Origin of the sequence: Legionella resiliens (assembly GCF_021344005.1) — a bacterium.
GTDB lineage: Bacteria > Pseudomonadota > Gammaproteobacteria > Legionellales > Legionellaceae > Legionella > Legionella resiliens.
The window spans coordinates 219,762-243,661 of the sequence record NZ_JAJTND010000003.1 but is presented as its reverse complement, the minus strand read 5'-3'; the positions used below and the strand labels follow the sequence as shown (position 1 = coordinate 243,661).

The window sequence follows — 23,900 nt, the reverse complement described above, 5'->3', positions numbered from 1 at the left end:
GTTTCATAGAAGGCTATTACGATCTACGATGTTTTAATCGATAAATCAACATGATTTTTTTCTGATATCCCTTCAGTAGGTTTTACGATCCCTCCAAATTGCTTTTTGAAAAAAGAAAACAATTCGATTTTTTTCTCATCTATTTTAATTTTGTTCTGCTGTAAAAGGAACTCTGAAAAACAAACCAATGCCATGCCCAAACTCTTCAAAAAACCAATACTGTTCTTTTGTTTTCTTTCGATTAAATCAGCAGCTTGAGACGAAAACTCATAACCCTTCCCTTTTAATATGGTGAATATTTCAACATTTTGTTTATTTATCATGGTCATGCTTATACTCAGACAATTTAACTCTTCTTTTGTCATTTTAAGCTTTTCGATTAATACTCGAACCATTAAAGGATCATTTTGCTTTATTGCGTGCTTTAAAAATCTTAATCGCTCCTCTGGAGCATCAATTTTTTTATCCAAACCATTAATTTTTTCCGCAAGAAGTTTGACACCTTGATAATTTTTCTCCTTAATAGAGATATCAATCAACTCAGATAGGAATTCCGGAGTAAAAACACTGGCAGTATGTTTATTTACAACGTCATCCACTACTCTACTTATTAAGTACTCATTCAGGCCTTCAAAAGCTCTTTTTAATATCATTTCATGAGCATCAGAAATAAGCTCATGGTACAGATCTCTTATTTCTTCTATTTGCAATAACTTCTCAAAGCATCTATAACTACCCTCTTGACAAGAAACCATGAACAAAGGCCCTAGTAATTCAGCTTTATTCTCTTTTTGTAGTTTATGTATGAGTTTCTCAAGAGCCTTTGCTGAATCATACCTGATTGCCACCACTCCGGCATTCGAAAGTTCACTATCCGATAATCGGGTTTTACTGTCATTGAAAATATATTCAGTAGTCTCAGCGTCATCATATCGCATAGCAAAGTGTAAGCCGCCACCAACCTTATGATTTAATTTTTTTTGTACTGGTGTTAAATACTTATCCAACAGTGTTTTCTTATCTGGAAATGTTCTATCACTTTGAAGATCAGTGCTTATGACATCTATATGCATATCAAGCGTCGTATGCCCAAAAGGAAGTATCGAAAAATTATATGCTGTACTTGATAACCACTTCGTCATCTTGGTTACATCATTGAATTGCTTACTTACTATCGAATTATTAGGGTCATATACTTTATATCCATTGCCGTCACGTACAATAGCAATAGCGTGATCTAAAGAACAAACACGCATTGCCTCATTTGGTTTTAAATCAATTTGTTTTATTATTTCAGCCCAATTTTTGTAACTTGTTTTAAGTCCTATTTGGAAAATCGATTGCAATTCTTTACCTTTTACTTCTATCTGCTCATGCGAGTTAGATTGGCTGTATTTATTGCGGGTACTTTGACTATCGCTTACTTGCAATGCAATTATTTTTTCTACCAAACTAAATAATTTTGCATCAAGATCACTTGTTGGAGGAATCTTTTGGGCAATAACCGATAAAAGCGTCACAAATTCCTTTTCTTTTCCTTCTAATACATATTGAATGTATAAAGTAGCCAAGGCATTGCAAATTCCATCTTCATCTAACTTGATTGGCAAATTATGATATTTGAGGTATTTATTGAGATTCGGGATAACTAGATGTTGCCCAGTATTTACTTTTTGCTTTTTTGACATTGGTACCTCAATAGCATTATAAATGCTGAAATTCTTTTAATTAGATAACTCGTTTTATTTATCTAAATTAGTCAATCTTCTTTTATATAACTAATATATTAAACCTTTAACCTTAACTTAAAGTTAAGTCCTGCTATTCATCCTCCATTCATTGAAAATTATATGACATAATCAATTTTTCTAGACAGTGGGAAAGCTTTTGTATTCTAATGTCCTAATGATTTAGGAAAGGGAAGAAACTATGGCGTTTACAAGGATTTTCTTTTTAATTGTATTAATTAGCATTTTTGGAATACAGCAAACGCAAGCAGAAGAAACCGATCAATTTACCCTTCCACCTGGCGAACTGCAAGACATCGGGCCGGCGGCAAGCTACAGACTTTATGAAGTGCTTGAAAAAGTGATTGCTCAAACCAATTCTGAAATACGAATGCTCCTACCAAGGGCTCAACGTAGCCGACATGCCGCATCACAATTGGCATCACGTCGTAACGATAACTACCTCGCCGATTTGGTATATAAATATACTGGTCCTGGTTTTCCACGTTGGTTGCGCCGTTTACCTAAAGAATCCAAACCGCTACTCTATAAAGAAGCCTTGCCTTGGAAAACGGTTTATTGGCTGGTTTTTTCCCAGTCTCCCGTATTTTTAATTGGACTTGCCCCCACAATCAATATGTATGGCTATTATTTTGGTACGGATAAGCTAGGCCATTTTTTCATGATGGGCCATACCTACTACAAAATTTATATGTATTATCTTGATCATGGAAAATCTGCGGAACAAGCCCATGCTGCGATTGTTTTATATGGTCAAATCCTAGAACAAACTTATTTAGGCACATTAGCTAATGGCGTTTATTCCAACGGAGACTTATCAGCGAATTATGCTGGATGGAAATTTTATATGAATCTTGGCCATAGCGTAAAAATTGGCAAACGCACACTTCCTCCAATCCTGGTTTTGAATGGAAATCAATGGGAGTTTTCCAAGCACGTCACTAGGGAAAATCTACTCAAGCCCTATATCTCAGATAATTTAAATGAAGCGTATAACCCTTGCCGATACTCTTTTAACCGAAACCAAATTCGTAGGCAAATTAAAAAACGCTGTGCTCAGTGGATTAGCCGTGAAGGCCTTACACAGCAAGTTGTGCGCGCCAAACTTAAGGAAACCCTTCGTTGGCATGGAGAAAATTACGGTCATTGGCTTCCTGCAAGGAATGCAGTAACGCTTGCTGCTTGTTTCGGGGGGAAGTAAAAAATTATATTCTGAGCAACAGCATGATGGAAGTGTTTTCCAAAGGAAGCGGATAGTAGTTTCGCCAGAAAGCTACAGCCTTCCTCTCGAAGCATTAGGTATTGAATTACCACTTCCGACAAGAAAAAGAAAACCCATAAAAATAAAGTTCATTTTATAGAGGTCCCTTAGCACTTTTAGGTACGCTCATCACAATCTCTTCTGGTGATTCTTTAGGTTGAGATAATTGTGGTGGCGAGGATGATTTGAGCGTTGCCAAATGTGTTTTGAAACTTGCGGTATTTTCCGTTTTACACATCTTTTTAAGAAAATCAGCTTCAGCTTCTTTTGCGATATATACTGTATCACCCTTTTGAAATAATAGAGTTTTATTTTTATAACCCATTGCATCACTAAACGCGCGAGCTTCCTCCTTATTCGCAAAGGTCAGTTTCATGGAATAGTCTATTTCTCCACGTGTATCTTGACGTATTTTAGTATTTTCATATTGAACAGTGGGTGCTGCAGAAATTTGTTTCCCTGTAACTGCTTTTATTTGTTCCACACAACTTTGCTGTAACTCTTCTTTTCTTTGTGTAGAAAGTTTTTCACCTTGATGCACATGAGTAAATACAAGTTTTGGTTGATTAATATCAAGGGTTAATATCTTGGCAACTGCTCCCTGAGTGAGATAAATTTCATTTTCATTTTGAAATAAATTTTTCTTATCTCTTAATGCAACGTGATTGGTAAATTGTCGCGCTTGGCGTGCATCTTGAAAAACTAATTTTACAGGAAAATCCTGTTGGGTATCTTGCTTAATTTTTTGCTGATAATTACCCGTATGCACAGTTGCAGTAGTAAAAGCAGGACTGCTTTTAAGATTTTTTTGTAAATCAACCACGGGCTTCATTTTTTCTTGTTGTGCTAATTTTTCTTTTTCTTTTTTGCTTTTATCAAATGCTTTCTCAAAATCTCTATTAAAAAAATTCATATCCTTTTGTGTTTTTAAATCTACTCCTTGTTCCGTGGAGAAAACAGCGTCCACGGCAACACCTGCACCGTCTTGTTTAAAGGCCGTATTCGGTTCACTGTGTTGATATCTAAAATTGGGATTCGATTGATAGTTGGGCATTTCCTTAGGCAAACTCTTACGTCCTTTATTCATATCGCCACCCACAACCACATCGATGTCCCTATGATTTTTTCTGAACTGCTCCATGTCTTTCATCACTTGATTAAGATCGACTCGAGGAGTTGGAGGATGACGCGTTCTTAGAGGAGCTCCAGGTTTTGGAGGGCTTTCAGCATGCACATTGACCAAAAGTCTTTTTTTGCCATTCTCATCTTCGACTAATGTGATTAAAACCTGTCCCTTAGATGCACCTGAATCTTCATATTTTTGTTGTAGCTTTTTGACATCTTTTTCTAATGCTTGATTAGGGGTAGGTGTAACTGGATTACAACTGAACGTGAGATTTCCAAAAGGATGAGTACCATTTTGATTGTACCTCATGCTCAATTTTTGCTTGGGATCTAAATACTTCTGGATATTAGCGATTAATTTTTCTTGGGAATCATGAGGTACTTCCTGCAACATGCCACTCGTAACCTCTCCTTTGTTAATTTTTTGGGCGATGGCAAAAGCTTTCATTTCCAAATCATCATTGGCATTATCTTTATCTATGTTCCAGATTAATGTTTTACCGAATAGTTGGGGATGATGATCTGAGTGAAGACTTTGTTCTTTAGTGGTTGTTGTGGTGCCTTTTTTAACTATTGTTTTTAATTTCTTAGCCATACGATACCCTGCACTTCAAATGAAACTGACTTAGAGTCTGTCTGCAAAAAATAGATACAACTATTAACTTCACGAACACAATCCGAAAAAGATCTGACGCTCAATTAATATAGACTACATTTGCTATTCTTCTACTCTTATATAAATAGAGTGTAGCAGAAACTACAAAAAGCATTGGGAGAATCCCACTCTATTCGCTTATTCAACTTGTGCCAATAATATTTTTTGCGCCTTGTATTGTTTTTCCTAAACTGGAAATTGTTTGATGTTCCGAATATAAAGTAATTTGTCGCAAATCCAATCTAGAAATAATTTTCATCATTGTCGTATTGTTGATTTTTCTTTCTTTCCTCAATGTACGCAACTCCTGATGGGCTCCTTCTAAAGCAGCATACCGTAATTGGCGTTCGAAGGTTAAAGCTAATATGCCCTCGAGTTTTTCACTCTCAGTACCCTGATTTGATACAATAAATTGATTAAACGTGGCCATTAATTTATCTGCAACTTCGATACACACAGCCCTATCCCGCTCATTTACATCGTCACATAAACTCTTCATTTTTATTTTAATTGCTTCAACTGCAGCCTTGGATAATGCAAGCACGGCTTCATTTTCTTCCTCTTGTGTGTGCCTATGGATTAAGTTTTTCAAACCCGGTGTAATTAACGGCAAGAGCAGACTGCTAATTAATAGAGAACAAAGAACAACACCAATGACAAGAATAATTAAAAGTTTTCGTGCAGGAAAAGGCTCTCCATGGATCATATGGGGTAAAGATAAAATCGCAGCCAAAGCAATTGCCCCGCGTACACCTCCGAGTGAAAAAGTACTCATTATTTGGATGTTAGGGAAACGCCAGGAACTACGATTGCGTCTGGAAATTAATGCCTCAAAAGGCAGCGTTAAATAAATCCATGCCGTGCGAAGTAAAATTAAGGTTGCAGTAATAAAAACGACTATCAGTGCATATTCGGAGAAACTGTAACCTGTTGTCGCAAAGAATTTAATCGAATGAGGCAAGTATAACCCCAAAAGAATAAAGATAATTCCATTTAATGTAAGATCGAGTACTCCCCAAACAAAATGACCTTCGATACGCATTTTGGCCATTGTTCGGTCTAAAAATCCAGCTCTATCAATAGTGAAGCCTGCAGCAACAGCGGCCAGTACTCCTGAAAAACCTAATTTTTCTGCAACAAGATATACAGTAAAAGGTAAAAGCAGCAATAATAAATTTTCAGTGGTTGTCTCATGAGCACTGTGCTTGCTTAACTTTCCTAAAAGTGAAATAAAAATATAGGTAAGAATAACACCAACAGCAATTCCTCCTGCACTAATAAATAACAAGCTCCCTACTGCCTCCTTGAGTGAAAACACGCCAGTTAACATGGCAACAACAGCCAGTTTAAATGAAACCAAGGCTGAGGCATCATTTAAAAGTGCTTCTCCTTGCAAGATGTGCATAATTCGTTCAGGTATTCGCGTTCCAGCGGTCATGGAGCGGAGCGATACAGCATCTGTCGGAGAAAGAGCTGCAGCCAATGCAAAAGCAGCAGGCAAGGGGATGAGAGGAATTAACCAATGAACCAAATAACCAATTCCCGCCACAGTAAAAAATACTAAGCCAATGGACAGCATAATAATAGGTCGGGTATAAAGTAAAAACTCCCGTTTCGGAAAATGCCAACTGTCATTAAATAATAAAGGAGGAATAAACAACAACATAAATACTTCCGGATTAAATCCTACATCAAAGGTGGGAAACAATATTGCTATAAGTGCCCCTAGAGTAATTTGGATTAATGGGGTCGGCAGGAAAGAAACAAAACGTGTAATTACCCCAGAGATCACCATCAGAAAAAGAAGTACTAAACAAATGAACACACCCTCCATTGCTCTTATTCCTCCGAGATTTATTTACGATGAATTGTTTTGATGATTCAAATTGAATTTTCGTTATAGGAAAATTCCGGGTTCACAAAGCTGGAGTCCTTTATACTGCCAACTCAAAATTACCCAAATAGTTAATCACCTATACTCCTATCGATTGTAAAACACTTCAATGGAGTCGAATAGAGTTAAATCTTCTTTCGTTACAACATGCTTGATTGAGAACTAACTGGAACCGAACGCTCCTCAAAAACTATAATCAATGCCTATGGAGGAGTTTTCAAAAAAGTCTGATATATGAATCATCACTTGATTTTTACAATTTTTGAACATATCCCTGTAAATAAATAGTAATTTACAGAAAATTTTGCATTATTTTAATCGCCACCGAGATCAACGGCACTATCATTGTGGAGAAAATGAAAACTTGCAGCATTTTTCAAATGCAGTAAGTCACTTTAAATCAAAAACAAGGAGATAAAAGATGTCCTTCAATAAATTCATAATGGCTTGGGCCACAGCATTACTCTGTTGGGTTTCGTTCTCTTCAATGGCAGCAAGCGAAAGCAATCAAAATCAAATGGATGTGCTTTTAATTTCTGACCCTCATGTGGATATTACAAAACGGCAAACGGCTCATATAAATCCGCTACCTAATACTTCCGAAGAATTGGATCCACAAAGTTTCAAAACATTAATCGCGAAAATTGGCGAACAAATCGACTTACATCAAGAAAGACGTCATGCAGTTCTATTGCTTGGTGACCTACCCGCCCATAATGCATATAAACGTAAGAAAACCAGAGAGAATATTAATTTAGTTTTTGAACAACTGTTTGAAAAAATAAATCCATCCCCTTACTTATATGTGTTTGGTAATAATGATTCGTTGCAAAGAGATTATGGTCAATTCACCTATGGTGATGAATCTGTTTCCGATTTGTTAAAAGCGATAACAGGTAATAATGATGGATTTTTATCCACTGGACGCCAATGTCCCTTTAATGGAGAAACGTGTATTCAGAATCAAAACCCAAAATATGGCTATTACACTGCTTATCTAGGAGATCATCTCAAGCTTATTTCATTAAATAGTGTTGTATTTGTCTCAAGACCTCAATTTTCCCCCTCTAGGGAAGGAGCTCCGGAAGAACTGCAATGGTTAGAAGAAGAACTGAAAACAAGTAAAGCAAAGCATGAGCAAGTTATTTTAGCCATGCACATCCCACCTCAGAGCTGGGAGTCAAAATACAAAGAGCCATTCAAAAAAATCATAAAAACTTATCCAGATATTATTATCGGTATGGTCGCCGCCCATACTCATTTTGATGAAATCCATGCGATTAAGATTGAAAATAAAGGTGATGTCATTCCTATCGTTTATTCAGCGTCTCTTGGACCGGATCACGGCAATGCGTCTTCCTTTAAAACCTTAGTTTTATCGAGGCAGAATGAAAGTGCCCCATGGCAATTAAAAGATTATATAACCTACCATTTTATTGGAACTAGTGCGGGTAAAAGCCAACTCAATCAATATTATGATTTCAACCAAGCATTCTGTTCAGGTACTTCTACTGAAACAGTAAGTAATTGTCTCAAAAAACACCTTGGTAGAAATAAATTTGATAGCGCCACCAGCACTTTAATGAGCAAACATTATACGGCGGGAAACCCTAATAATAATCAAAAGATTGATCCATCCTCAAAATGGCTCATGATCATAAAGTGATTCTGCTTTTTTGGGGTTAGTAATTGAGTCATTTTTGGTACCGCGCTTTATGCGTGGTACCAAGGCGAAAAAATTAGTGGAGGTTTCTCATCAAAAAACTGACGATTCCTCAGGGCATTTTGACCCAATAATTTAAACACGCTCATATCGCTTTAATATTAACAGTAGAATCACTTCATCAACAGGGCAAAGTTAACATGACTTCGTATGAGCAGATGACAAGCCCACCTCCTCAACATGAACATGAGAGCCAAATCGATTTAAGCATATAGTGGTTATTCATTAAAAAAATCTAAAACAGAGTCATGTGCTGCCATCGTATCGTCAAAGCCTAATTTTATTAATTCGCGGGTAAATGCTTTTTCAAATAAAAGAAAGCTGAGTAAATCACCGGAATGACGCTTGGCACCAAGAAAATTAAGCAGAACACGCAAGAGCATCGGTATATTATTGTATTGAGATTGAGCCAGATTGGCTACATCCACACTGGGGCGCAGATGTAAGGTTTGGATGGGTCGCCAATGAGAACGTTCCCGCGTGGGAACCATGTACGCCATATGGTTCATATGACTCACCATCTCAAGATCACGCTCAAGATTATCTAAAAACAACCCATTAACCATCCCCCCCAAAACACGCGAAAAATCAATGTCACCGCCTCGTAATTTTTCTGGGTCACTTATACTCGGTAAGGTACGCGTACCAATAATTAAAATTTTATCTACCTGGCAACGGATAGCGCCACGTAGAGGAGCCGCTAACCCCACATGACCATCTCCATAATGCAGTCCATCGATTTTTGCAGGCGGAAAGAATAAAGGTAACGAGGTCGACGCCAGAAAATACTTCATTTGCAGGGTAACCCGCTGGCTGCTATGAAGGGGATCATCCCAATCCTCAAAATCTTCTGCATGATGTTGATAAAAGGAGATGGTTTTTTGCATTTCATAACAGTTACTGATGATTTCCATCATTTCTAAGTGCTTATCCCTGATAACACCTTCCAGAACCTCAAAATTAATAATGTTATTAATAAATTGACGCAAAGGCGAGGTATCAAGAATATGGCCTAAAAGACGTTGCTTGGTCAGCATGCTGCTCATATTCCGCATAGCCGATATGCTCAACGCATAATTGCTGGACTTGAAAATATGCTGACAGGTGATATTATTCCATAATTCATTTAATTTGTTCGTACCCGCAGTAAAATCCAGTGCATTTTCAGCGACTACGGCAGCATTAATACTACCAACACTCACCCCACTAATCATATGGAAAGGAATTTTTTTTGTATCCAGAATGGTGCTGATCGCTTTAAGCACCCCTGCCTGATAGGCTCCACGGGCCCCGCCACCAGCTAAGTAAAGCGCGATTTTGGTCATTTTTTACTATTTTAGGAAGAGAAGTAAAAAATATAGCCCTATTGCACGTCGCTGGCAAGTCATAGAAAACGGCAGCAAAATGAGATGTACCGTAATCACAAAGAGGTTTATAAGTTCTGCTCGCAAATAATTTCAATACGCTTAGGGTATTGACAGCCCCCTCACTAAACTGTATATTAATAGTACAGATAAATTTTTATGATTTTTTCATGTCTCATTCTACCGTACACCACAAGTTAAATAGAAAAGCAGCTTTTACACAAGCCGTTGCTTGCTTTTTTTATTTTAGCTTTTTTAGCCCGGCGCTGGTGGGTAGGTAGAATTAACTAACACTCCAACCCCCAGCATAGTCTGGGGGTTTTGGTACCCGAATTCCCAGACAATAAAAAGCATGGGGGTTGGATAGAACCAAAGAGGAGTGTACATTATGCAACATCAATCGCGACATCGTTCTCATGACCTATCCAAAGTAATACCCACCGGTTGCAGGAGGGGATTATGAGCTACTCCGTTTTAAAAAAACTACCTCCCGTAGAAGAAATCATTCAGGAAATCCCTTTATCAAGTGCTGCCTCTTTGCAAATTGCTCACGATAGAGAAGAAATCAAAGCAATTTTAGAAGGTCGTGATCATCGTCTTTTAATGATCGTGGGGCCTTGTTCTGCCTGGCCTAAAAAAGCTGTTTTGGAATACGCCAAACGTTTAGTGAAACTCAATGAGCAAGTAAAACACGAATTAAAATTAATCATGAGGGTATACATTCAAAAACCCCGTACAACTAAGGGATGGACCGGACCTGTAAACCAACCCGATTTATTTTCTCCCCCAGATATCGCAGCTGGAATAAAATACACACGCGATATGATGATTAAAGTCATCGAAATGGGACTTCCAATTGCCGATGAAGCTTTATTTACCCATAATGCCAAAGGATTTCTTGAGCTTCTCTCATGGGTAGCAATCGGTGCTCGCAGTTCAGAGGATCAAGAGCATCGGATTTTTGCTTCCGCTCTAGATTGCGCTGTAGGATTAAAAAATCCCACACACGGTTCGTTAGCTGTGGGGGTAAATAGTATTGTTGCCTCACAGCATGATCATGTCGCTGTATTTGATGGCTACGAAGTGCAAACGCATGGTAATCAGCACGCTCATCTGGTGTTACGTGGCTCAAACCATGCCCCTAATTATTCTATTGCGCACCTTAAAGAAGTGAAGTGCTATATGGATCTCCATAAGATAGCCAACCCTTCAGTCATTGTTGATGTCAGCCATGATAATTGTCTGGTCGATGGCAAAAAAAATCATCACTTACAGCCCTCCATTGCTTTAAGTGTTTTGGATAGCCTGAAAAGGCATCCTGATTTAAAGTCATTGGTCAAAGGGTTCATGGTTGAAAGCTTTATCAAAGAGGGGAGTCAAAAAGTAGATCCGATGGCCCCACAATCCCTTGATTTAAACGGGCTATCTGTCACCGACCCCTGCTTAAGCTGGGAGCAAACAGAATCTTTTCTATTGGAATTAGCCAAGTTGAGGTCTTTAGAGAAAAAGGAATTACGCATGGAGGAACTCGTATGAGCACTTTATTTGGTATTTCCGGTGATGTAGGCTCGTTTTCTGAAGAAGCAGCCCTAATTTATGCCAGACAAAAAGGAATTGATCCCACTCTTATTCATTTGCTGGATATGGAAGGAGTTCTCAATGCCATTGAAAACGGCTCCATTGATCTGGGCATCGTGCCTGTTGTTAATCTCTTAGGGGGATTAGTAAAACCTACATTCCAAGCGATGGGAAAACATTTATTTACTCCCGTTGATGAATTATGGCATGAAATTAATCAATGCTTGCTTGTAAATCCTGGAATTCAACAGGATCAAATTACTCACATCGTGTCCCATCCGCAAGGATTAGCTCAATGCAACCAATTTCTACAAAATAAATTTAAAGGCACCGAACAATTAGAGTGGATTGACACAGCAAAAGCAGCAAAGGATTTAGCGGAAGGAATACTGCCTTTTCATGCGGCAGTCATTGCCCCGGCACGGTGCGCCGAACTCTATGGTTTAGAAATAAAAGCGGAAAACATTCAAGACGGCCATCCGAATCGAACCGCTTTTATCCTAGTAAAAAAGTATCGCGATAACGCAAGTCTTCTCAAGTAAGGAGAAAATCATGCATACACTCGAAGAATTGAGAAAACAAATTGAACAAACAGATGCGTGCATCATTGAAATCTTAGCAAAGCGTCAAGAATTATCGAAACAAATTGGCGTTTTAAAATCCAAAGAAGGGAAAAAAATAGTAGACCGTTCGCGTGAAAAACAATTGTTTGAGTTTTATGAGCATTTATCCAAGCAGTATCATTTACCAGAGGAATTTATCAATCGTTTATTCAAAATAATCATATCAAACTCAAGAAAGGTACAAAAATAATGAAAATTTTACCTGAGGATTCAGCCACAGTTGTGATCAATTCATTAGCTCAGCAGAAAATCAATGCAGGCATTAAAATTTATAATCTAAGCGCTGGTGAACCCAAACTCCCACCCCATCCATCAATTGTCACTGCGGTGACACAGGCTTTAGAACAAGGACATACTTTTTATCCTCCAGTATCAGGAATTCCAGAACTACGGATTTTGGCAAGTGAATGGATGAATGAAGTGTATGGATGTTCATTCCAAAAAGAGAACTGTCTTGTAGTAAATGGTGGAAAATTTGGAATCTACTTACTGATGCAATTATTAGTACAAGAGCACGATGAACTCATTATCCCCTCCCCCTATTGGGTTTCCTATCCAGCCATGAGCAAATTGTTTGGTGGTGTGCCCGTTATGGTTGAAACGAACGAAACTGAAGGTTGGAAGCTGACCCCTCAAGCACTCAAAAACGCATGTACTCCTAAAAGTAAACTCCTTATTCTGAATAATGCCACGAATCCAACCGGTGCTTTATATACTGAATCCGAGCTTGCCGAATTATTGCAAATTGCTCATGAGCAGGGACTTTTAGTAATTGCTGATGAGGTATATAGCGCCCTGACCTACAATGAGCACAATTATGTTTCTTGTGGTTCTTTTACCCAATTTCAGGATCACGTCATTATTATTCAAAGTTGCTCAAAAAATTTTGCCATGACCGGGTGGCGAATTGGTTTTGTGTTTGCTCCTCAATATATTATCCAGCCACTCAGCGCATTAATTAGTCAAAGCACCAGCGGCGTGACTACTTTAAGTCAATGGGCGGCTGTTGCTGCATTAAATGAAGTAGATCATGTCAGTTCCTGGGTGAAACAATGCATGCAAAAAAGAAGAGATACACTCATTAATGCCTTGCATCAATATTTTGATCTCACCATAAAGCCACCCGTTTCATCTCTTTATGTATTTATTTCCTTAAGCAGCCTAGGTTTTAAAAAACAGAGTTCTGCAGAGTTTTGTAAACAAGCATTGGAAGAAGCACATGTAGCTCTTGTACCAGGAATCGCATTTGGCAAAGAAGGTTATGTGCGCTTATCCTTTGGGGGGAGTGAAGAGGATTTAACAGCAGGAATCCATGCTTTAGCTCAATGGTTGCACTCATAAACTGAGTGCAGCTACGTCCAATTAAAATAAAACTTTATTAATTCACTTCTACAGCAGGATAAACTTCAACATACGACTCACCAAGTACACCATAATAAGTGACGGTGCGCTTCTCTAAATCAACATGATAATGGACTACTCCAGCCTCCCAAGATGCGCGAAGAAACTCCGGAAAGGTACTTTCACCCGCTTGATCAATACGAATAGCTTTTATAAGTGCAGCCTTATTAAACTCAGGAATATCGACTTGTCCTGTAACTAAAGAAGATTCTTGAGAAACAACATTCCCTTTTTTGGTGATATAGACACTCTGACAAGACGGTAAATACCAAAGATTATGTTTCACTCCTGCTTGACGCATCACTTCTGCTAAAACAGGAAACCCTCCTACTCTAGGACGAATTGCCATCGCAGATTGGATTGCATTCATTAAATTATCAATTGCTTCACTCACGTTTAATCTCCATTTTTTTATTAGACTTCTTTCGAAACTCGCTGCAGTAGCGTTTCAAAAGAAGTCTATTCAATAGGTGCCGTTTTAATTTGATGGGAGTAAACAAGTTTTTTCAAAAGTTTCACGAATTGTTCTCGCTGTGCGTAGGTAAGTATTGAGAAAAATTCTTCATCATTTTGATCTGCAAGATCTGCCAGTTTAGGTATGAGCACAACAGCTGTTGCGGTAAGCTCTATGTCTTGATAACGTCGATCCTCAGCAGATTCTTTACGATTTACCAGACCTTTTTCAAGGAGTCGTGAAATCAATTTTGAAACCGCGCCGCGAGTGAGGCCTGTAATATGAGCAACCTTACTCGGAGATATGATGTTATTGCAGTCATACATTTTTCTGAGTACCACCCATTCGGCAACTGTAACGCCTGTTTGCTCCAGCTTCCTTGCAAATGCATGCGACACCTCATTGGAAACCAGCCGCATCCAATAACCGATATGATCCGTCAGCTTACTTACTTCTTTTCTTTTTTTAACTTTCAGCATTTGTGTCTCCCAAGGATTTCAATTTTAGTTTCCTAGGAAACTATTGTCAAGGAAACAATTTGACTAAGGTTTTACAGCCTAAGCAACATAACAAGGATCCTGTGTGTTACAATTCCACTTCAGATGTCAAATACGATAGTTCATCTAGTCTATTACTAAGAAAAAACGTTTTAAGAACAGGAGCAAGTGGATGTCTCACGACCATAGTCATGCAATTCCAACGAATCAGAATAAAAAATATCTTTGGTTGGCCTTGATTCTCACATCGACTTATTTAATTGTTGAAGTAGTTGGAGGACTTATTACTGGCAGCTTAGCGCTTCTTTCGGATGCAGCACACATGTTGACCGATGCCAGTGCACTGGTCATCTCTCTGACAGCAGTCTATCTAGCCGACCGCCCTGCCAATTTACGAAAAACATTTGGCTATCACCGTTTCGAAATTCTTGCCGCTGCTTTTAATGCAATTTTACTTTTTTTTGTTGCCATTTACATTTTATATGAAGCGTATCAACGCCTGTATGCACCTGCGAGCATTCAGACGGTAGGCATGTTTGTGATTGCAGCAATTGGATTGTTGATTAACCTAATCAGCATGCAACTGCTTGCAAGTGGAAAAGACAAAAGCCTCAATGTTAAAAGTGCTTATCTTGAAGTATGGAGCGATATGCTGGGTTCTATTGGTGTATTGATTGGTGCTCTAATTATTTACTGGACTGGTTATGCATGGGTAGACTCTGTCATTGCTATCGCAATTGGTTTATGGGTTTTGCCTCGGACCTGGATCTTATTAAAAGAAACAATTAACATCCTTCTTGAGGGAGTTCCGGAAGGTATGGATGTTGAGGAAATAAAATCTGAAATGTGCCGAGTTTCCGGGATTTTGAGTGTACATGATTTCCATCTTTGGGCACTTACCAGCGGGAAATCCAGCCTTACTGCCCATGTGGTTTATGATAGTGCTTATAATCATTCAGAAGAGTTATTACCCGTGCTTCAAGAAATGCTTGCCACCAAATTTTCGGTTTATCACACCACACTGCAGTTTGAAAACAAACCTTGCGAGCATACAAGCAATGGCTGTAATTATACAAAACGCTCATCCTGAGATGGAGTAAAAATCATTATCCTTTAGGGCCTTCGCTAGCTTGAATCAAAATGGCCTGATTTTCGAGTACCGAGGCTCAGCATACATGCTGTATGCGAATACAGATTGCCCAAGATAGGAGACAGACCCTAGGGTTATTTAACGTTTTTTCATCACAGTAAGAAACAATTCTGAATCTAGAAAAAATTGCAACCATGCATGTAGATACTTATAGCCACTTTGTGCAAACCACTGTGGGTCAACCATGTAAAATTGCCTTATGAAGGGAAATAAAGCAACATCGGCCATATTGATATGGTTTCCTAAAAGGAAGTGATTTTTCATTAGTAGGGAATTTAATTTATAGAGGTATTCTTGGGCTTTCTCTCTATAATAAAGCGGATCTTTTTTCTCTGATTTTTGTGGGTATTTATAATTATCCAAAATGGGTTTAAATTTTATATCATTCAAGTGAATTAATTCATGACACTTATCTTTTTGTCCGACAGATAGCCAACCATCAGGATCAGATTGTGTTAAGGCCCAAATCATAATCTCAATGCTTTCATCAATCACACGACCATTTTCTAAAATTAGTACAGGAACAGTCCCTTTTGGAGAGGCAAGAAACATTTCCTGAGGCTTATTTTTAAGTTCGACCTCACGCGGTTCTACTTTAATCTTAGAATAGGCGAGCGTCATTCTTGCTCTAATCGCGTAAGGGCAGCGTCTGAAGGTATAAAGTATTGGATAAATCCACTGAATTTAGACCATTATTTAGTTTATAAGAAACTAGGTGATTCACTTAAATTGATTCAAATCATAATCAATGGAGTTGTGATTGACAACTCAGGATAAAAGCTTCGGCTTGTCTAAGACAAAAAATTACCACAGACCTATTGCCTATTGTCCTATCCACCCAAGAGGCCTTAAACAGACCATGGTGATTTATTTTTTTGCAATTTAAGCACCGCAAATGTATAATGTCGTGCCAATATGTAAGAAAGGCAACATCAATGGCAAAAATAATTGTAACTGAAGGTAATCATGAACTGGTTCTGTTGGATACAGAAAACATCAGGTTAGGCGAAATGTCTACATATTATAAAAACCTGTCACACTACAAGAAACTTGATGAAGCTTTAAAATTACTCTCGAGTCTTGATGAAAAAAAGTATTGGCGGGCAGCAATACTCCTTAAAAGCCTAATCAAGAAGAAAGCCGATGCTGAAGAACAAGAAATCCATTCACTCATAGAACAGTGCAATGATTTTTCAACATCCTATATACCCAATTCGGAACAACTTTCAAGCATGAAAAGTCTAAGTTGTTATCGAGTAGGAGCTGATGCAGGTGCAGGATTTAAAGAAGGCGATCTAGACGTTTTAGGAACTGAGGGTCTCTTACACTGTACTGGTATTTTGGTCGCTACAGAGGATGAACAAGGAAAACTTTGTTATTATGTAGGCCATATATTCGGCGAACGTGAAACTTATGTAACAGTAAAAGAAGAGCTTGATAGAACTCTTGCTGACGTGCAAAGACTTACAGACAAAAAACTTAAATGGTCCGACTTAGCGGAACAAGTAACATTAGTGGGTCCTGGAAGCAGCACCGATGAACCCAGTTTGTGCTATAAGCAAACATTTAAACTATTGACTCAAAAAGGGGCTAAACCCAATCTATTATTTGGCAGTAGTGTCGCTTTTAACTTAACGGGAAAAGGGGATTTAATCGTATTAGACCCTCTAGGGCGATTAAATGAAGGTAGTGAATCCAAACTGCCAAGAGCAGGACATGGAGTCTATTCTCCGGTTAATAATTTAGACGATTCAGAATTAAGTACAACGATTGAAAAACAAATTTCAGATGCAATTCTAGATAATGATTTCCCTTATATGAACCAATTTATTATGAGTAAATTGTAAATTCAAATCTGCCAAAAAGTGCAACCCATATTTACCGAGCATAATATGGGTTTTCCTCGCTTTCAGACTGTATCTAAAAAGAAAAAGTCAGAAGTTTATCGCATTAATTCCTAAAAAATGATAGAAAGTCTCCTATATCTCTACAAACATTGAAGTGAGTTGGGGCAGACTCTATAATTTCGCTTAAAATCAAAAATTACAGGAACAAACATGAAACTCGATGAAAACACCAAGACAGCCGAAACATTAACCAATGAAGATTATTCCAAAGCGATGAATTTTATAGGCCAAAATTTATTGTCAGCCTTAGTTCAATCCTTGGAAAAGCTTCCCCCCCATTTGCGTAACAGTAACGTTATCTCTCAAGCTTTATCTGCATTTTTGGCCAATATCATCTATAAACAATTTCCAGAAAGTCCTGAAGCATGCCACCAAATGATGGATGCAATGACCAAACTTGTAAAAATTCAATTAGATAATTACCCCTGAGGGATCGCCAGTTTTTCATTTAAATCTCTCTACGTCTAAAAATGTAGCCCGAATGCAAGTATTCAAGGCTGAAACCCGGGTTTCCCCGTATTCCACCGGGTTTGTTACTATAATTAAAAAGAAATAGGATATTTTCGAACGGAGCTTATATTATGGACGCTAAAAAAGAGTACACCTTGCTTCGAATAGCATTGGTTATTTTTGGACTGGTTTTTATCTTTGCCGTATATCCTTTAACCATTGTGTGGCCATCTGGCTGGGCTTGGCATCCTGCGGGACAAAACGTCTATTTGCAAATGATAATCGGGGTTTATGCAACATTAGGAGTATTCTTGCTTTTGGCGGCAAAAAATCCGATACAGCATTTAAGTTTAATTTGGTTTACTGTTTGGTCCAGTATCGTGCATGGCGGCATTATGGCGATTCAATCATTTTACTATCCACAGCATTTTGCTCATTTATATGGAGATGTCCCTGCTTTATTTCTCATCGCAATTATCTTGGCTTGTTTAACACCACGTCGAAATGCGCTGATTCAATAAACAGGATTACCTTAATGTAAAGGATACTTGCGATAAATGGGTAGCACCCCAGCTTAGCGATATTTTTTGATACGTTACTTGGGAGATGCCGACCGGTCATTGCATTTGAATCCATGATAAAGAAGCCACAAAATGAATTGAATAATCAAGTCATTCATTAGGTTAACCTGGCAGACTTCTTCATCTTAACTCTCATTTGATTACATCCATTTCTTCTTTTTAAAAAGAAGATAGAGACATATGGCGCAGACAATTATTAAACCGAGCGCACCAAAATATCCGTATTTCCAGCGCAATTCAGGAATCCACTCAAAATTCATTCCGTAAATTCCAGTAATTAAATTTAACGGCAAAAAAATAGCCGCAAATGCTGCAAGCACAGCCATAGTCTCACTTATTTTTTGCATCAACTCATTATCGATTTGTCCTAATAGGCTATTTAATAACTCGCGAATCGAATCCACTTCATTGATTATGAGATGACTATGATTCGATAAGTTGTATAAGGAAGAACGGCATTTTTCTGAGATAACCAAGATATTTCGACTGGTGATCCGCATTAAAATTTCTCTTATTGCAATCATATCACGTTTAATTTGCAACGTTTGGTGCTTTACCTCTGCAACCTCTTTATAAATATTTTCCTGTGTTTTTTGGATTAAAGAATCAAACTGCTCTGCAATTTCTTCATAATGAAAAAGAACCCTAGCATAATCATTAATAATACCCTCAAGGAATAAAAATAAGATGAAGCAAGGCGTTTTAGCATAATGAACTGATTTCGAACAACTATTGAAAAACTCAAATAGAACAGGCAAAGGTTTGTCTGCAGCAGTAAAACAATAATTCGGCGTAAGGTGAACCACAAGATTATCTAAATTTATTTCATTATTCTCATTTAACTCAAGTGAAGCCAAACACTTAATTTGCAATGTTAATGCATTGTCATTATCAATAAGATTGGATAAATTATTTTCTTCAGTACATAACTGAATTACGTCTGCAGGTAATTTCAGTTTTCTTACTAATTGCTTAAAAGCATCCTCTTGATTTAAATTACTATGGATCCAATAAATTTTGTTTTTCTCTTGAGTATCGATCCTCAACTCCTCAAGAGCAACGTGCTTGATGCTGTGATGGGTTAAATCAAATTCAATTGCTATGCTATCAAAAGTATTCATTTTAACTTACATCCCTAGTGTTCCTTTAATTATTATGGCTTGTTTTTCTTGATAATCAATCTTCGATTAGTAGCTACCCTGACAATGTATGCGGAACAGGCGACACAACTAGTCGAAGAAGAGAACTTGGACGAGCTCATTGCTCAACCCGAACCCCAGCTTATAAAAGTGTCAACAGGCCAAGCTTTATACCAGCAAATTACAGGGAGTCCTTATTTTGTTGAGGATGCAGAACAAGTTACCAAAATTCTGAACAAAAATCCCCATTTTCCCTTTGCGGTACGTAAAAGTAGTGCCACGGTAGAAGGAATGATCACATTTACCACTGTATACGATACTAATAAAGGAATTGTTTTTACACGTTATGGCATCAATGACAACGGCGAACTCTCTCAGTTTGATAAAGACAACGCTTATAAGATAAAGGAAGTTTCCAGCGATCTCCTGAGTGTTTTGCAAGAGCAGACTCTTGTTGATCTGAAGCGTATCAATCAAGCCAAAAGCATTGAGGATGTTACCTTTCATCGCGGGGAAAAAGAAGTTCCTCAAACACAGAGACTTTTTGTTGGTGAAAGAGGATTCTTTGCACTCCGCACAACCACAGTCACAGCCTACTGTAAAAGAGCAAACTCTCCGTTTTGAGGATATGCAACCCTAAATAAAAATATGAAGTAGCCGGGATAAGACCAAACTTATGCCGGCTTTTTATTTCTCAAAGCGATTTTTAACTTAAATTCAAAATCACATTGAATTCGATCTTATATGTTTTACCACTTTCTCTTTATTTTTTTAGCAAATCCTCTTGAACCTTTTATAGAGATAAGTTAATTATCAAGATGGACCCTAAATATCCAATGGAGTTTATTGGTGCGCAAAAAAGGATTTTCGACATGAAGACAAAGATACCGACACAAAAAAAAGAAAAAAATCCAAATCCAGAAGACAGCAGAGCCTTACCCTTTCAATTAATACAATATGCCGAACCGGATCGAACTTATTATTTAAGAAGCACGGCAAAAGGAATAAGCAACTTCTTTTCGCTGCGCGTCAAAGAACTATATAACACCCTAGCCTGGACCTTTTCATTGGACTCTATGGATTGGAGTACGTTTAAAAAATACGTTTGGCCTACGATCTCTTCCGGAGCTGCATTACTTGTGGGAAATTATCTCACGCCATACCTCAGTGAATTCTTAACAGGAAGCGCTGAATATGATTTTGTGGTCCAATTTCTTTTTGGCGCAGCAGTATTAGGATATTGCGCATTAAACCGAATTACGGATAAAAAACTTGATTCTAAAGCAGCACTGTCTGTTGCAGTAGCCAGTGAAGTGACTGCAATAATTTATATGTACCATTCTGTTTTTAAAGGGACTACTTTTTTACTCAATGACCAAATTCCTGATGAATATTCATTAATTGCTGGTTTAGGAGCCAGTGCATTGGTTGTTCCGAGTGGAATTTCTTACCTCACGCAAAAAGTTCAAGAGTTACTGGTCCGCTTCCAATACAGTCGAGGAGCACAGCGTTCAGACACTGCAGTGATTTCCAGTGGGCTAACCCCATTATCCAATCTGTATTTTCAAATCAATCACTTTATCGCCAGTGAGCTTATGGTCAGTTCGCGTGCCTTTCAGTTGGGATTGATTGCGCACAATATTCGTTATGCTGACAAGATAGTACAGAAATTTCGTAACCTCCCTGCATTATTGGCTGATTTAACTCCATCAACCATAAAAAAAATGCGTGTCCAGCAAGAAAAACTGGATCATGATTATGAATACAACCATAAGTTACATCAGGTTTTAAAATTTACAACTACAGGTCCGCTGTTTGTTCATGTTCCTCGGTATCAGCTTCGTACTGGAGATTTGGTTCTTTGCGATGAAAGCATCAATTTGGATTGTGTGCCAATCTCTGGAGAGTTGATTGCCCTACAACGTAATGTAGATAGTACTTTTACCCAAACCTTGGAACGAAAAAAATTTAGCGTCAATCTTAAAGCACAAAATGGTGAAGACGTCTGGATCGAACATCATACCAAACCTAATTTTACGTCCAATTACAAAAAAGTGGACTTATATGCAGTAAGGGATGGCAAACAGGCGGGCGTATTGGTTGGTGATAAGTTAAACATATATGGCCACAACAACATTTTTATTCAGATTAAACCTGAGAAAGAGCTTTTATTAAATAGTAATTACGAGAAAAAAGCAGTCATTAATGAAATAATTGCCAAACGTAAGCAAAAAAATGTTTTATATTCGATTTTGGGCTCCATTATTATGGCGGCTTTTTTACAAAGAGACATTACTCTAATGCCTGCCGAAACACTCAGGCTCATGTTCACGCTTTTTCAAACATTGATTCCCTTTTCTGAAGCTTTTTTACGCGAAACAGTAAATAGTCGCTTGATGAAAAAATTAAACAGCAATTTGGGAGATCAGCCTTTTGAAACAATTGACGCGCTCCGTCTTGTGGATTTGTGTAATGCATTGGGAGGATATTATCGTGACAAATTCCCCAATGGAGTTGCCATTATTTCCGATAAAACCGGCACCCTAACTACGACCCGGATGGATGTACTTGGTCTATGGACTACTAATATGCCTACCAAGGTACAACACGTACTCGAAGAAAAAAAAGGAAGTTTGCTTCTACCTGAAGAAGCCCAATGGCTTAAATCCTTTGAAGTATTTTGTCATGCCTTTACACATAGTAAAAAAGAATTAGAACCAGAAGAACATGCTATTTTGGAATTTTTCAAATCTTTATTAGGTCATCAGCAGTGTTTGGAAGTTACCACTCTAGGGAATAATCATTTTAAAAAAGTAATTGCCATCAAAGAAGCGAAACAAGAGATCGAGACGTTTCACCTGGGCTTATATCGGACGTTTGGTGGCCGCTTTACTCTGGTTCAGAAGGGTGAAGAATCTTCTCTTGTTTTTTGCGGGGTGCCTAAAGCAGACGCATTTCAAGAAACTCCTTTATTGCAAGCCTATACCATGATGCAAAGTCGTACAGCAGTCTTATCACGCGATTGGTGTATTGCACGCACCAAGGTCAATGAATTTGAGTTTGCGACTTTAAGAGAATTATTTGATAAGGATGATAAAAAGGAGATTGAGAATTTTCTTATAAAACACGCCATATTACTTAAAAGCTTAGAATATTACGGAACTTTTATTATTGATAACCCAGTAAAAAAAGGAGCTGAAAAATTCATCGCTCAATGTCGGGAAATATCAGTTCCGGTATTTGTAGCAACAGGCGATACCACGAAAGCTGCGGTGAATATTGCCAAAGTATTATGTCCGGAAAATGCAAAAAACATCATTACCCTTCGTGCCAATCAGGCTGAAAGCGATGATCGTGTCGTTTTAAGTGAAGAAAATTGCCCCGCTGATTCCACAGTTATATTTGCCGGTGTCAATGAAACGATACTCACCTACTTTCAGCAATTAATGGATAGAAACAAAACAAAGCGTCCAGTCATTATTTTTGCAGAAATGAGTACTGAAGGAAAAGGGGTCCTTGCCCGTTATCTCAAGGACCAACATTATTTTATTGTCGCAAACGGGGATGGTACAAATGATGTCATGATGATGAAAAATTCAAATGTAGTCATTGCCCATCATTCAGATGATGGCACTTTTGCTCCTGGGGTAGATGCTTTATCGAATATCAGTGAAGAGCAACTGCGACGATTATTTGGTTCCGAGAAAACCTTTTATGAACTTTTTGATATTCATCTTCCCAAAAGCTTATTTGTACAGCAACTTGCTCCTTTAGCAAATACCCAGGAAAAATCCAGCATGGCCTTAGCGTTTAAAAGTGGAAAAATGACTTTTGATTTGGCTAAAGCGGTAGGTGCTGACGTCAAAGAAATGAATCAGCAACATTGGTATAGCGTTGCTTTTGACTTATTGTGGCTATGGATTGCATTTTATGAAATCAATCAAAGCACAGATTTACCCATGGATAATCGAAATATTAATGCTTCAAGACTGATTTCAAATACCATAGGAATTTCTTTGATTATTGCGGTCTTGCAATCCTTGGCCAATTACGCGCTGTGTGGTGAATCTACCAATTTAACCAGCATGCTCATTATGTTGAGCTTATTACCTTTGGTTCTCAAGAGTGTTTTTTCGGGTTTTGGAATGGTTCGAGATAGTTTGTATCCTCAACCAGAACCAGAAATAACAGACGGTGAGGAGCACTCTGAAACAGGGTCTAATCGTTCTCTTTCGGGTTATCTGGGCGCTTTTTTTTCGCGTAAACCCGCAAAACATTTAGACAATGCATCGCCTGCACCTAAATTACAGTAACTGTTTTTTTCGCACGTAGGATAAAAAATTTCACCTC

General features: G+C 38.0%; 20 protein-coding genes. 12 read left to right on the top strand and 8 right to left on the bottom strand.

Annotated features, from left to right (window positions below):
• Window positions 1-23 precede the first annotated feature (23 nt).
• The gene (locus tag LXO92_RS04725; RefSeq protein WP_232890463.1) at window positions 24-1,688 is read right to left on the bottom strand and encodes a hypothetical protein; all 1,665 of its coding nucleotides are present in this window, start codon (window positions 1,686-1,688) and stop codon (window positions 24-26) included.
• 241 nt (window positions 1,689-1,929) lie between these two features.
• Between LXO92_RS04725 and LXO92_RS04720 the strand changes: the two genes are divergently transcribed.
• Complete coding sequence (locus LXO92_RS04720; RefSeq protein WP_182351567.1) at window positions 1,930-2,949, top strand: hypothetical protein; 1,020 nt, start codon at window positions 1,930-1,932, stop codon at window positions 2,947-2,949.
• 154 nt (window positions 2,950-3,103) lie between these two features.
• Here LXO92_RS04720 and LXO92_RS04715 read toward each other — a convergent pair whose 3' ends face one another.
• A complete protein-coding gene (locus LXO92_RS04715) occupies window positions 3,104-4,729 on the bottom strand; it encodes an exonuclease/endonuclease/phosphatase family protein (protein ID WP_232890462.1) in 1,626 nt (541 codons plus the stop codon).
• 202 nt (window positions 4,730-4,931) lie between these two features.
• Window positions 4,932-6,623 (bottom strand): Na+/H+ antiporter, encoded by a 1,692-nt coding sequence (locus LXO92_RS04710; protein ID WP_182351565.1) that lies wholly within the window; start codon window positions 6,621-6,623, stop codon window positions 4,932-4,934.
• A 481-nt stretch (window positions 6,624-7,104) separates the two neighbouring features.
• Here LXO92_RS04710 and LXO92_RS04705 point away from each other — a divergent pair, with 481 nt between their 5' ends.
• Window positions 7,105-8,349, top strand: a complete 1,245-nt coding sequence (locus LXO92_RS04705) for a metallophosphoesterase (protein ID WP_182351564.1) — start codon at window positions 7,105-7,107, stop codon at window positions 8,347-8,349.
• Between the two features lie 275 nt (window positions 8,350-8,624).
• On the opposite strand, the gene LXO92_RS04700 is transcribed toward LXO92_RS04705, so the two are convergent.
• A complete protein-coding gene (locus LXO92_RS04700) occupies window positions 8,625-9,731 on the bottom strand; it encodes a patatin-like phospholipase family protein (protein ID WP_182351563.1) in 1,107 nt (368 codons plus the stop codon).
• A gap of 498 nt (window positions 9,732-10,229) precedes the next feature.
• Between LXO92_RS04700 and LXO92_RS04695 the strand changes: the two genes are divergently transcribed.
• From LXO92_RS04695 to LXO92_RS04680, 4 genes are read left to right on the top strand one after another with little or no spacing between them, the layout of a single operon-like run.
• Window positions 10,230-11,306 carry a 3-deoxy-7-phosphoheptulonate synthase gene (locus tag LXO92_RS04695; RefSeq protein WP_182351562.1) on the top strand — a complete coding sequence of 359 codons (1,077 nt, stop codon included), beginning with the start codon at window positions 10,230-10,232 and terminating at the stop codon, window positions 11,304-11,306.
• A complete protein-coding gene (locus tag LXO92_RS04690) occupies window positions 11,303-11,890 on the top strand; it encodes a prephenate dehydratase domain-containing protein (protein ID WP_182351561.1) in 588 nt (195 codons plus the stop codon). The genes LXO92_RS04695 and LXO92_RS04690 overlap by 4 nt, the downstream gene beginning before the upstream one ends.
• A gap of 10 nt (window positions 11,891-11,900) precedes the next feature.
• On the top strand, window positions 11,901-12,161 hold the full coding sequence (locus LXO92_RS04685) for a chorismate mutase (protein ID WP_182351560.1): 261 nt from the start codon (window positions 11,901-11,903) through the stop codon (window positions 12,159-12,161).
• Complete coding sequence (locus LXO92_RS04680; RefSeq protein WP_182351559.1) at window positions 12,161-13,312, top strand: pyridoxal phosphate-dependent aminotransferase; 1,152 nt, start codon at window positions 12,161-12,163, stop codon at window positions 13,310-13,312. The genes LXO92_RS04685 and LXO92_RS04680 overlap by 1 nt, the downstream gene beginning before the upstream one ends.
• A 37-nt stretch (window positions 13,313-13,349) precedes the next feature.
• On the opposite strand, the gene LXO92_RS04675 is transcribed toward LXO92_RS04680, so the two are convergent.
• On the bottom strand, window positions 13,350-13,766 hold the full coding sequence (locus LXO92_RS04675; protein WP_232890461.1) for a DUF1398 domain-containing protein: 417 nt from the start codon (window positions 13,764-13,766) through the stop codon (window positions 13,350-13,352).
• Between the two features lie 65 nt (window positions 13,767-13,831).
• Window positions 13,832-14,305 (bottom strand): MarR family winged helix-turn-helix transcriptional regulator, encoded by a 474-nt coding sequence (locus tag LXO92_RS04670; RefSeq protein WP_182351557.1) that lies wholly within the window; start codon window positions 14,303-14,305, stop codon window positions 13,832-13,834.
• 190 nt (window positions 14,306-14,495) lie between these two features.
• Here LXO92_RS04670 and LXO92_RS04665 point away from each other — a divergent pair, with 190 nt between their 5' ends.
• Window positions 14,496-15,413, top strand: a complete 918-nt coding sequence (locus LXO92_RS04665) for a cation diffusion facilitator family transporter (RefSeq protein WP_182351556.1) — start codon at window positions 14,496-14,498, stop codon at window positions 15,411-15,413.
• A gap of 138 nt (window positions 15,414-15,551) precedes the next feature.
• On the opposite strand, the gene LXO92_RS04660 is transcribed toward LXO92_RS04665, so the two are convergent.
• Window positions 15,552-16,139 (bottom strand): glutathione S-transferase, encoded by a 588-nt coding sequence (locus tag LXO92_RS04660; RefSeq protein ID WP_340163000.1) that lies wholly within the window; start codon window positions 16,137-16,139, stop codon window positions 15,552-15,554.
• A 269-nt stretch (window positions 16,140-16,408) separates the two neighbouring features.
• On the opposite strand from LXO92_RS04660, the gene LXO92_RS04655 reads away from it, so the two are divergent.
• The 3 genes from LXO92_RS04655 (at window position 16,409) to LXO92_RS04645 (ending at window position 18,351) form a co-directional block, all read left to right on the top strand.
• On the top strand, window positions 16,409-17,320 hold the full coding sequence (locus LXO92_RS04655; protein ID WP_182351554.1) for a hypothetical protein: 912 nt from the start codon (window positions 16,409-16,411) through the stop codon (window positions 17,318-17,320).
• Between the two features lie 210 nt (window positions 17,321-17,530).
• The gene (locus tag LXO92_RS04650) at window positions 17,531-17,809 is read left to right on the top strand and encodes a hypothetical protein (protein WP_182351553.1); all 279 of its coding nucleotides are present in this window, start codon (window positions 17,531-17,533) and stop codon (window positions 17,807-17,809) included.
• A 152-nt stretch (window positions 17,810-17,961) separates the two neighbouring features.
• Window positions 17,962-18,351, top strand: a complete 390-nt coding sequence (locus LXO92_RS04645; protein ID WP_182351552.1) for a DUF6632 domain-containing protein — start codon at window positions 17,962-17,964, stop codon at window positions 18,349-18,351.
• A 200-nt stretch (window positions 18,352-18,551) separates the two neighbouring features.
• Here LXO92_RS04645 and LXO92_RS04640 read toward each other — a convergent pair whose 3' ends face one another.
• A complete protein-coding gene (locus LXO92_RS04640) occupies window positions 18,552-19,532 on the bottom strand; it encodes a magnesium transporter CorA family protein (protein WP_182351551.1) in 981 nt (326 codons plus the stop codon).
• Window positions 19,533-19,580: 48 nt separating this feature from the next.
• Between LXO92_RS04640 and LXO92_RS04635 the strand changes: the two genes are divergently transcribed.
• A complete protein-coding gene (locus LXO92_RS04635) occupies window positions 19,581-20,174 on the top strand; it encodes a hypothetical protein (RefSeq protein ID WP_232890459.1) in 594 nt (197 codons plus the stop codon).
• A gap of 248 nt (window positions 20,175-20,422) precedes the next feature.
• Complete coding sequence (locus LXO92_RS04630; RefSeq protein WP_232890458.1) at window positions 20,423-23,863, top strand: HAD family hydrolase; 3,441 nt, start codon at window positions 20,423-20,425, stop codon at window positions 23,861-23,863.
• The last annotated feature ends 37 nt before the right edge of the window (window positions 23,864-23,900 follow it).

What these genes read in the sequence shown, in the direction of transcription:
- LXO92_RS04725 (WP_232890463.1), bottom strand. Translation starts at nt 1,688, where the DNA reads ATGTCAAAAAAGCAAAAAGTAAATACTGGGCAACATCTAGTTATCCCG.
- LXO92_RS04720 (WP_182351567.1), top strand. Translation starts at nt 1,930, where the DNA reads ATGGCGTTTACAAGGATTTTCTTTTTAATTGTATTAATTAGCATTTTT.
- LXO92_RS04715 (WP_232890462.1), bottom strand. Translation starts at nt 4,729, where the DNA reads ATGGCTAAGAAATTAAAAACAATAGTTAAAAAAGGCACCACAACAACC.
- LXO92_RS04710 (WP_182351565.1), bottom strand. Translation starts at nt 6,623, where the DNA reads ATGGAGGGTGTGTTCATTTGTTTAGTACTTCTTTTTCTGATGGTGATC.
- LXO92_RS04705 (WP_182351564.1), top strand. Translation starts at nt 7,105, where the DNA reads ATGTCCTTCAATAAATTCATAATGGCTTGGGCCACAGCATTACTCTGT.
- LXO92_RS04700 (WP_182351563.1), bottom strand. Translation starts at nt 9,731, where the DNA reads ATGACCAAAATCGCGCTTTACTTAGCTGGTGGCGGGGCCCGTGGAGCC.
- LXO92_RS04695 (WP_182351562.1), top strand. Translation starts at nt 10,230, where the DNA reads ATGAGCTACTCCGTTTTAAAAAAACTACCTCCCGTAGAAGAAATCATT.
- LXO92_RS04690 (WP_182351561.1), top strand. Translation starts at nt 11,303, where the DNA reads ATGAGCACTTTATTTGGTATTTCCGGTGATGTAGGCTCGTTTTCTGAA.
- LXO92_RS04685 (WP_182351560.1), top strand. Translation starts at nt 11,901, where the DNA reads ATGCATACACTCGAAGAATTGAGAAAACAAATTGAACAAACAGATGCG.
- LXO92_RS04680 (WP_182351559.1), top strand. Translation starts at nt 12,161, where the DNA reads ATGAAAATTTTACCTGAGGATTCAGCCACAGTTGTGATCAATTCATTA.
- LXO92_RS04670 (WP_182351557.1), bottom strand. Translation starts at nt 14,305, where the DNA reads ATGCTGAAAGTTAAAAAAAGAAAAGAAGTAAGTAAGCTGACGGATCAT.
- LXO92_RS04665 (WP_182351556.1), top strand. Translation starts at nt 14,496, where the DNA reads ATGTCTCACGACCATAGTCATGCAATTCCAACGAATCAGAATAAAAAA.
- LXO92_RS04655 (WP_182351554.1), top strand. Translation starts at nt 16,409, where the DNA reads ATGGCAAAAATAATTGTAACTGAAGGTAATCATGAACTGGTTCTGTTG.
- LXO92_RS04650 (WP_182351553.1), top strand. Translation starts at nt 17,531, where the DNA reads ATGAAACTCGATGAAAACACCAAGACAGCCGAAACATTAACCAATGAA.
- LXO92_RS04645 (WP_182351552.1), top strand. Translation starts at nt 17,962, where the DNA reads ATGGACGCTAAAAAAGAGTACACCTTGCTTCGAATAGCATTGGTTATT.
- LXO92_RS04640 (WP_182351551.1), bottom strand. Translation starts at nt 19,532, where the DNA reads ATGAATACTTTTGATAGCATAGCAATTGAATTTGATTTAACCCATCAC.
- LXO92_RS04630 (WP_232890458.1), top strand. Translation starts at nt 20,423, where the DNA reads ATGAAGACAAAGATACCGACACAAAAAAAAGAAAAAAATCCAAATCCA.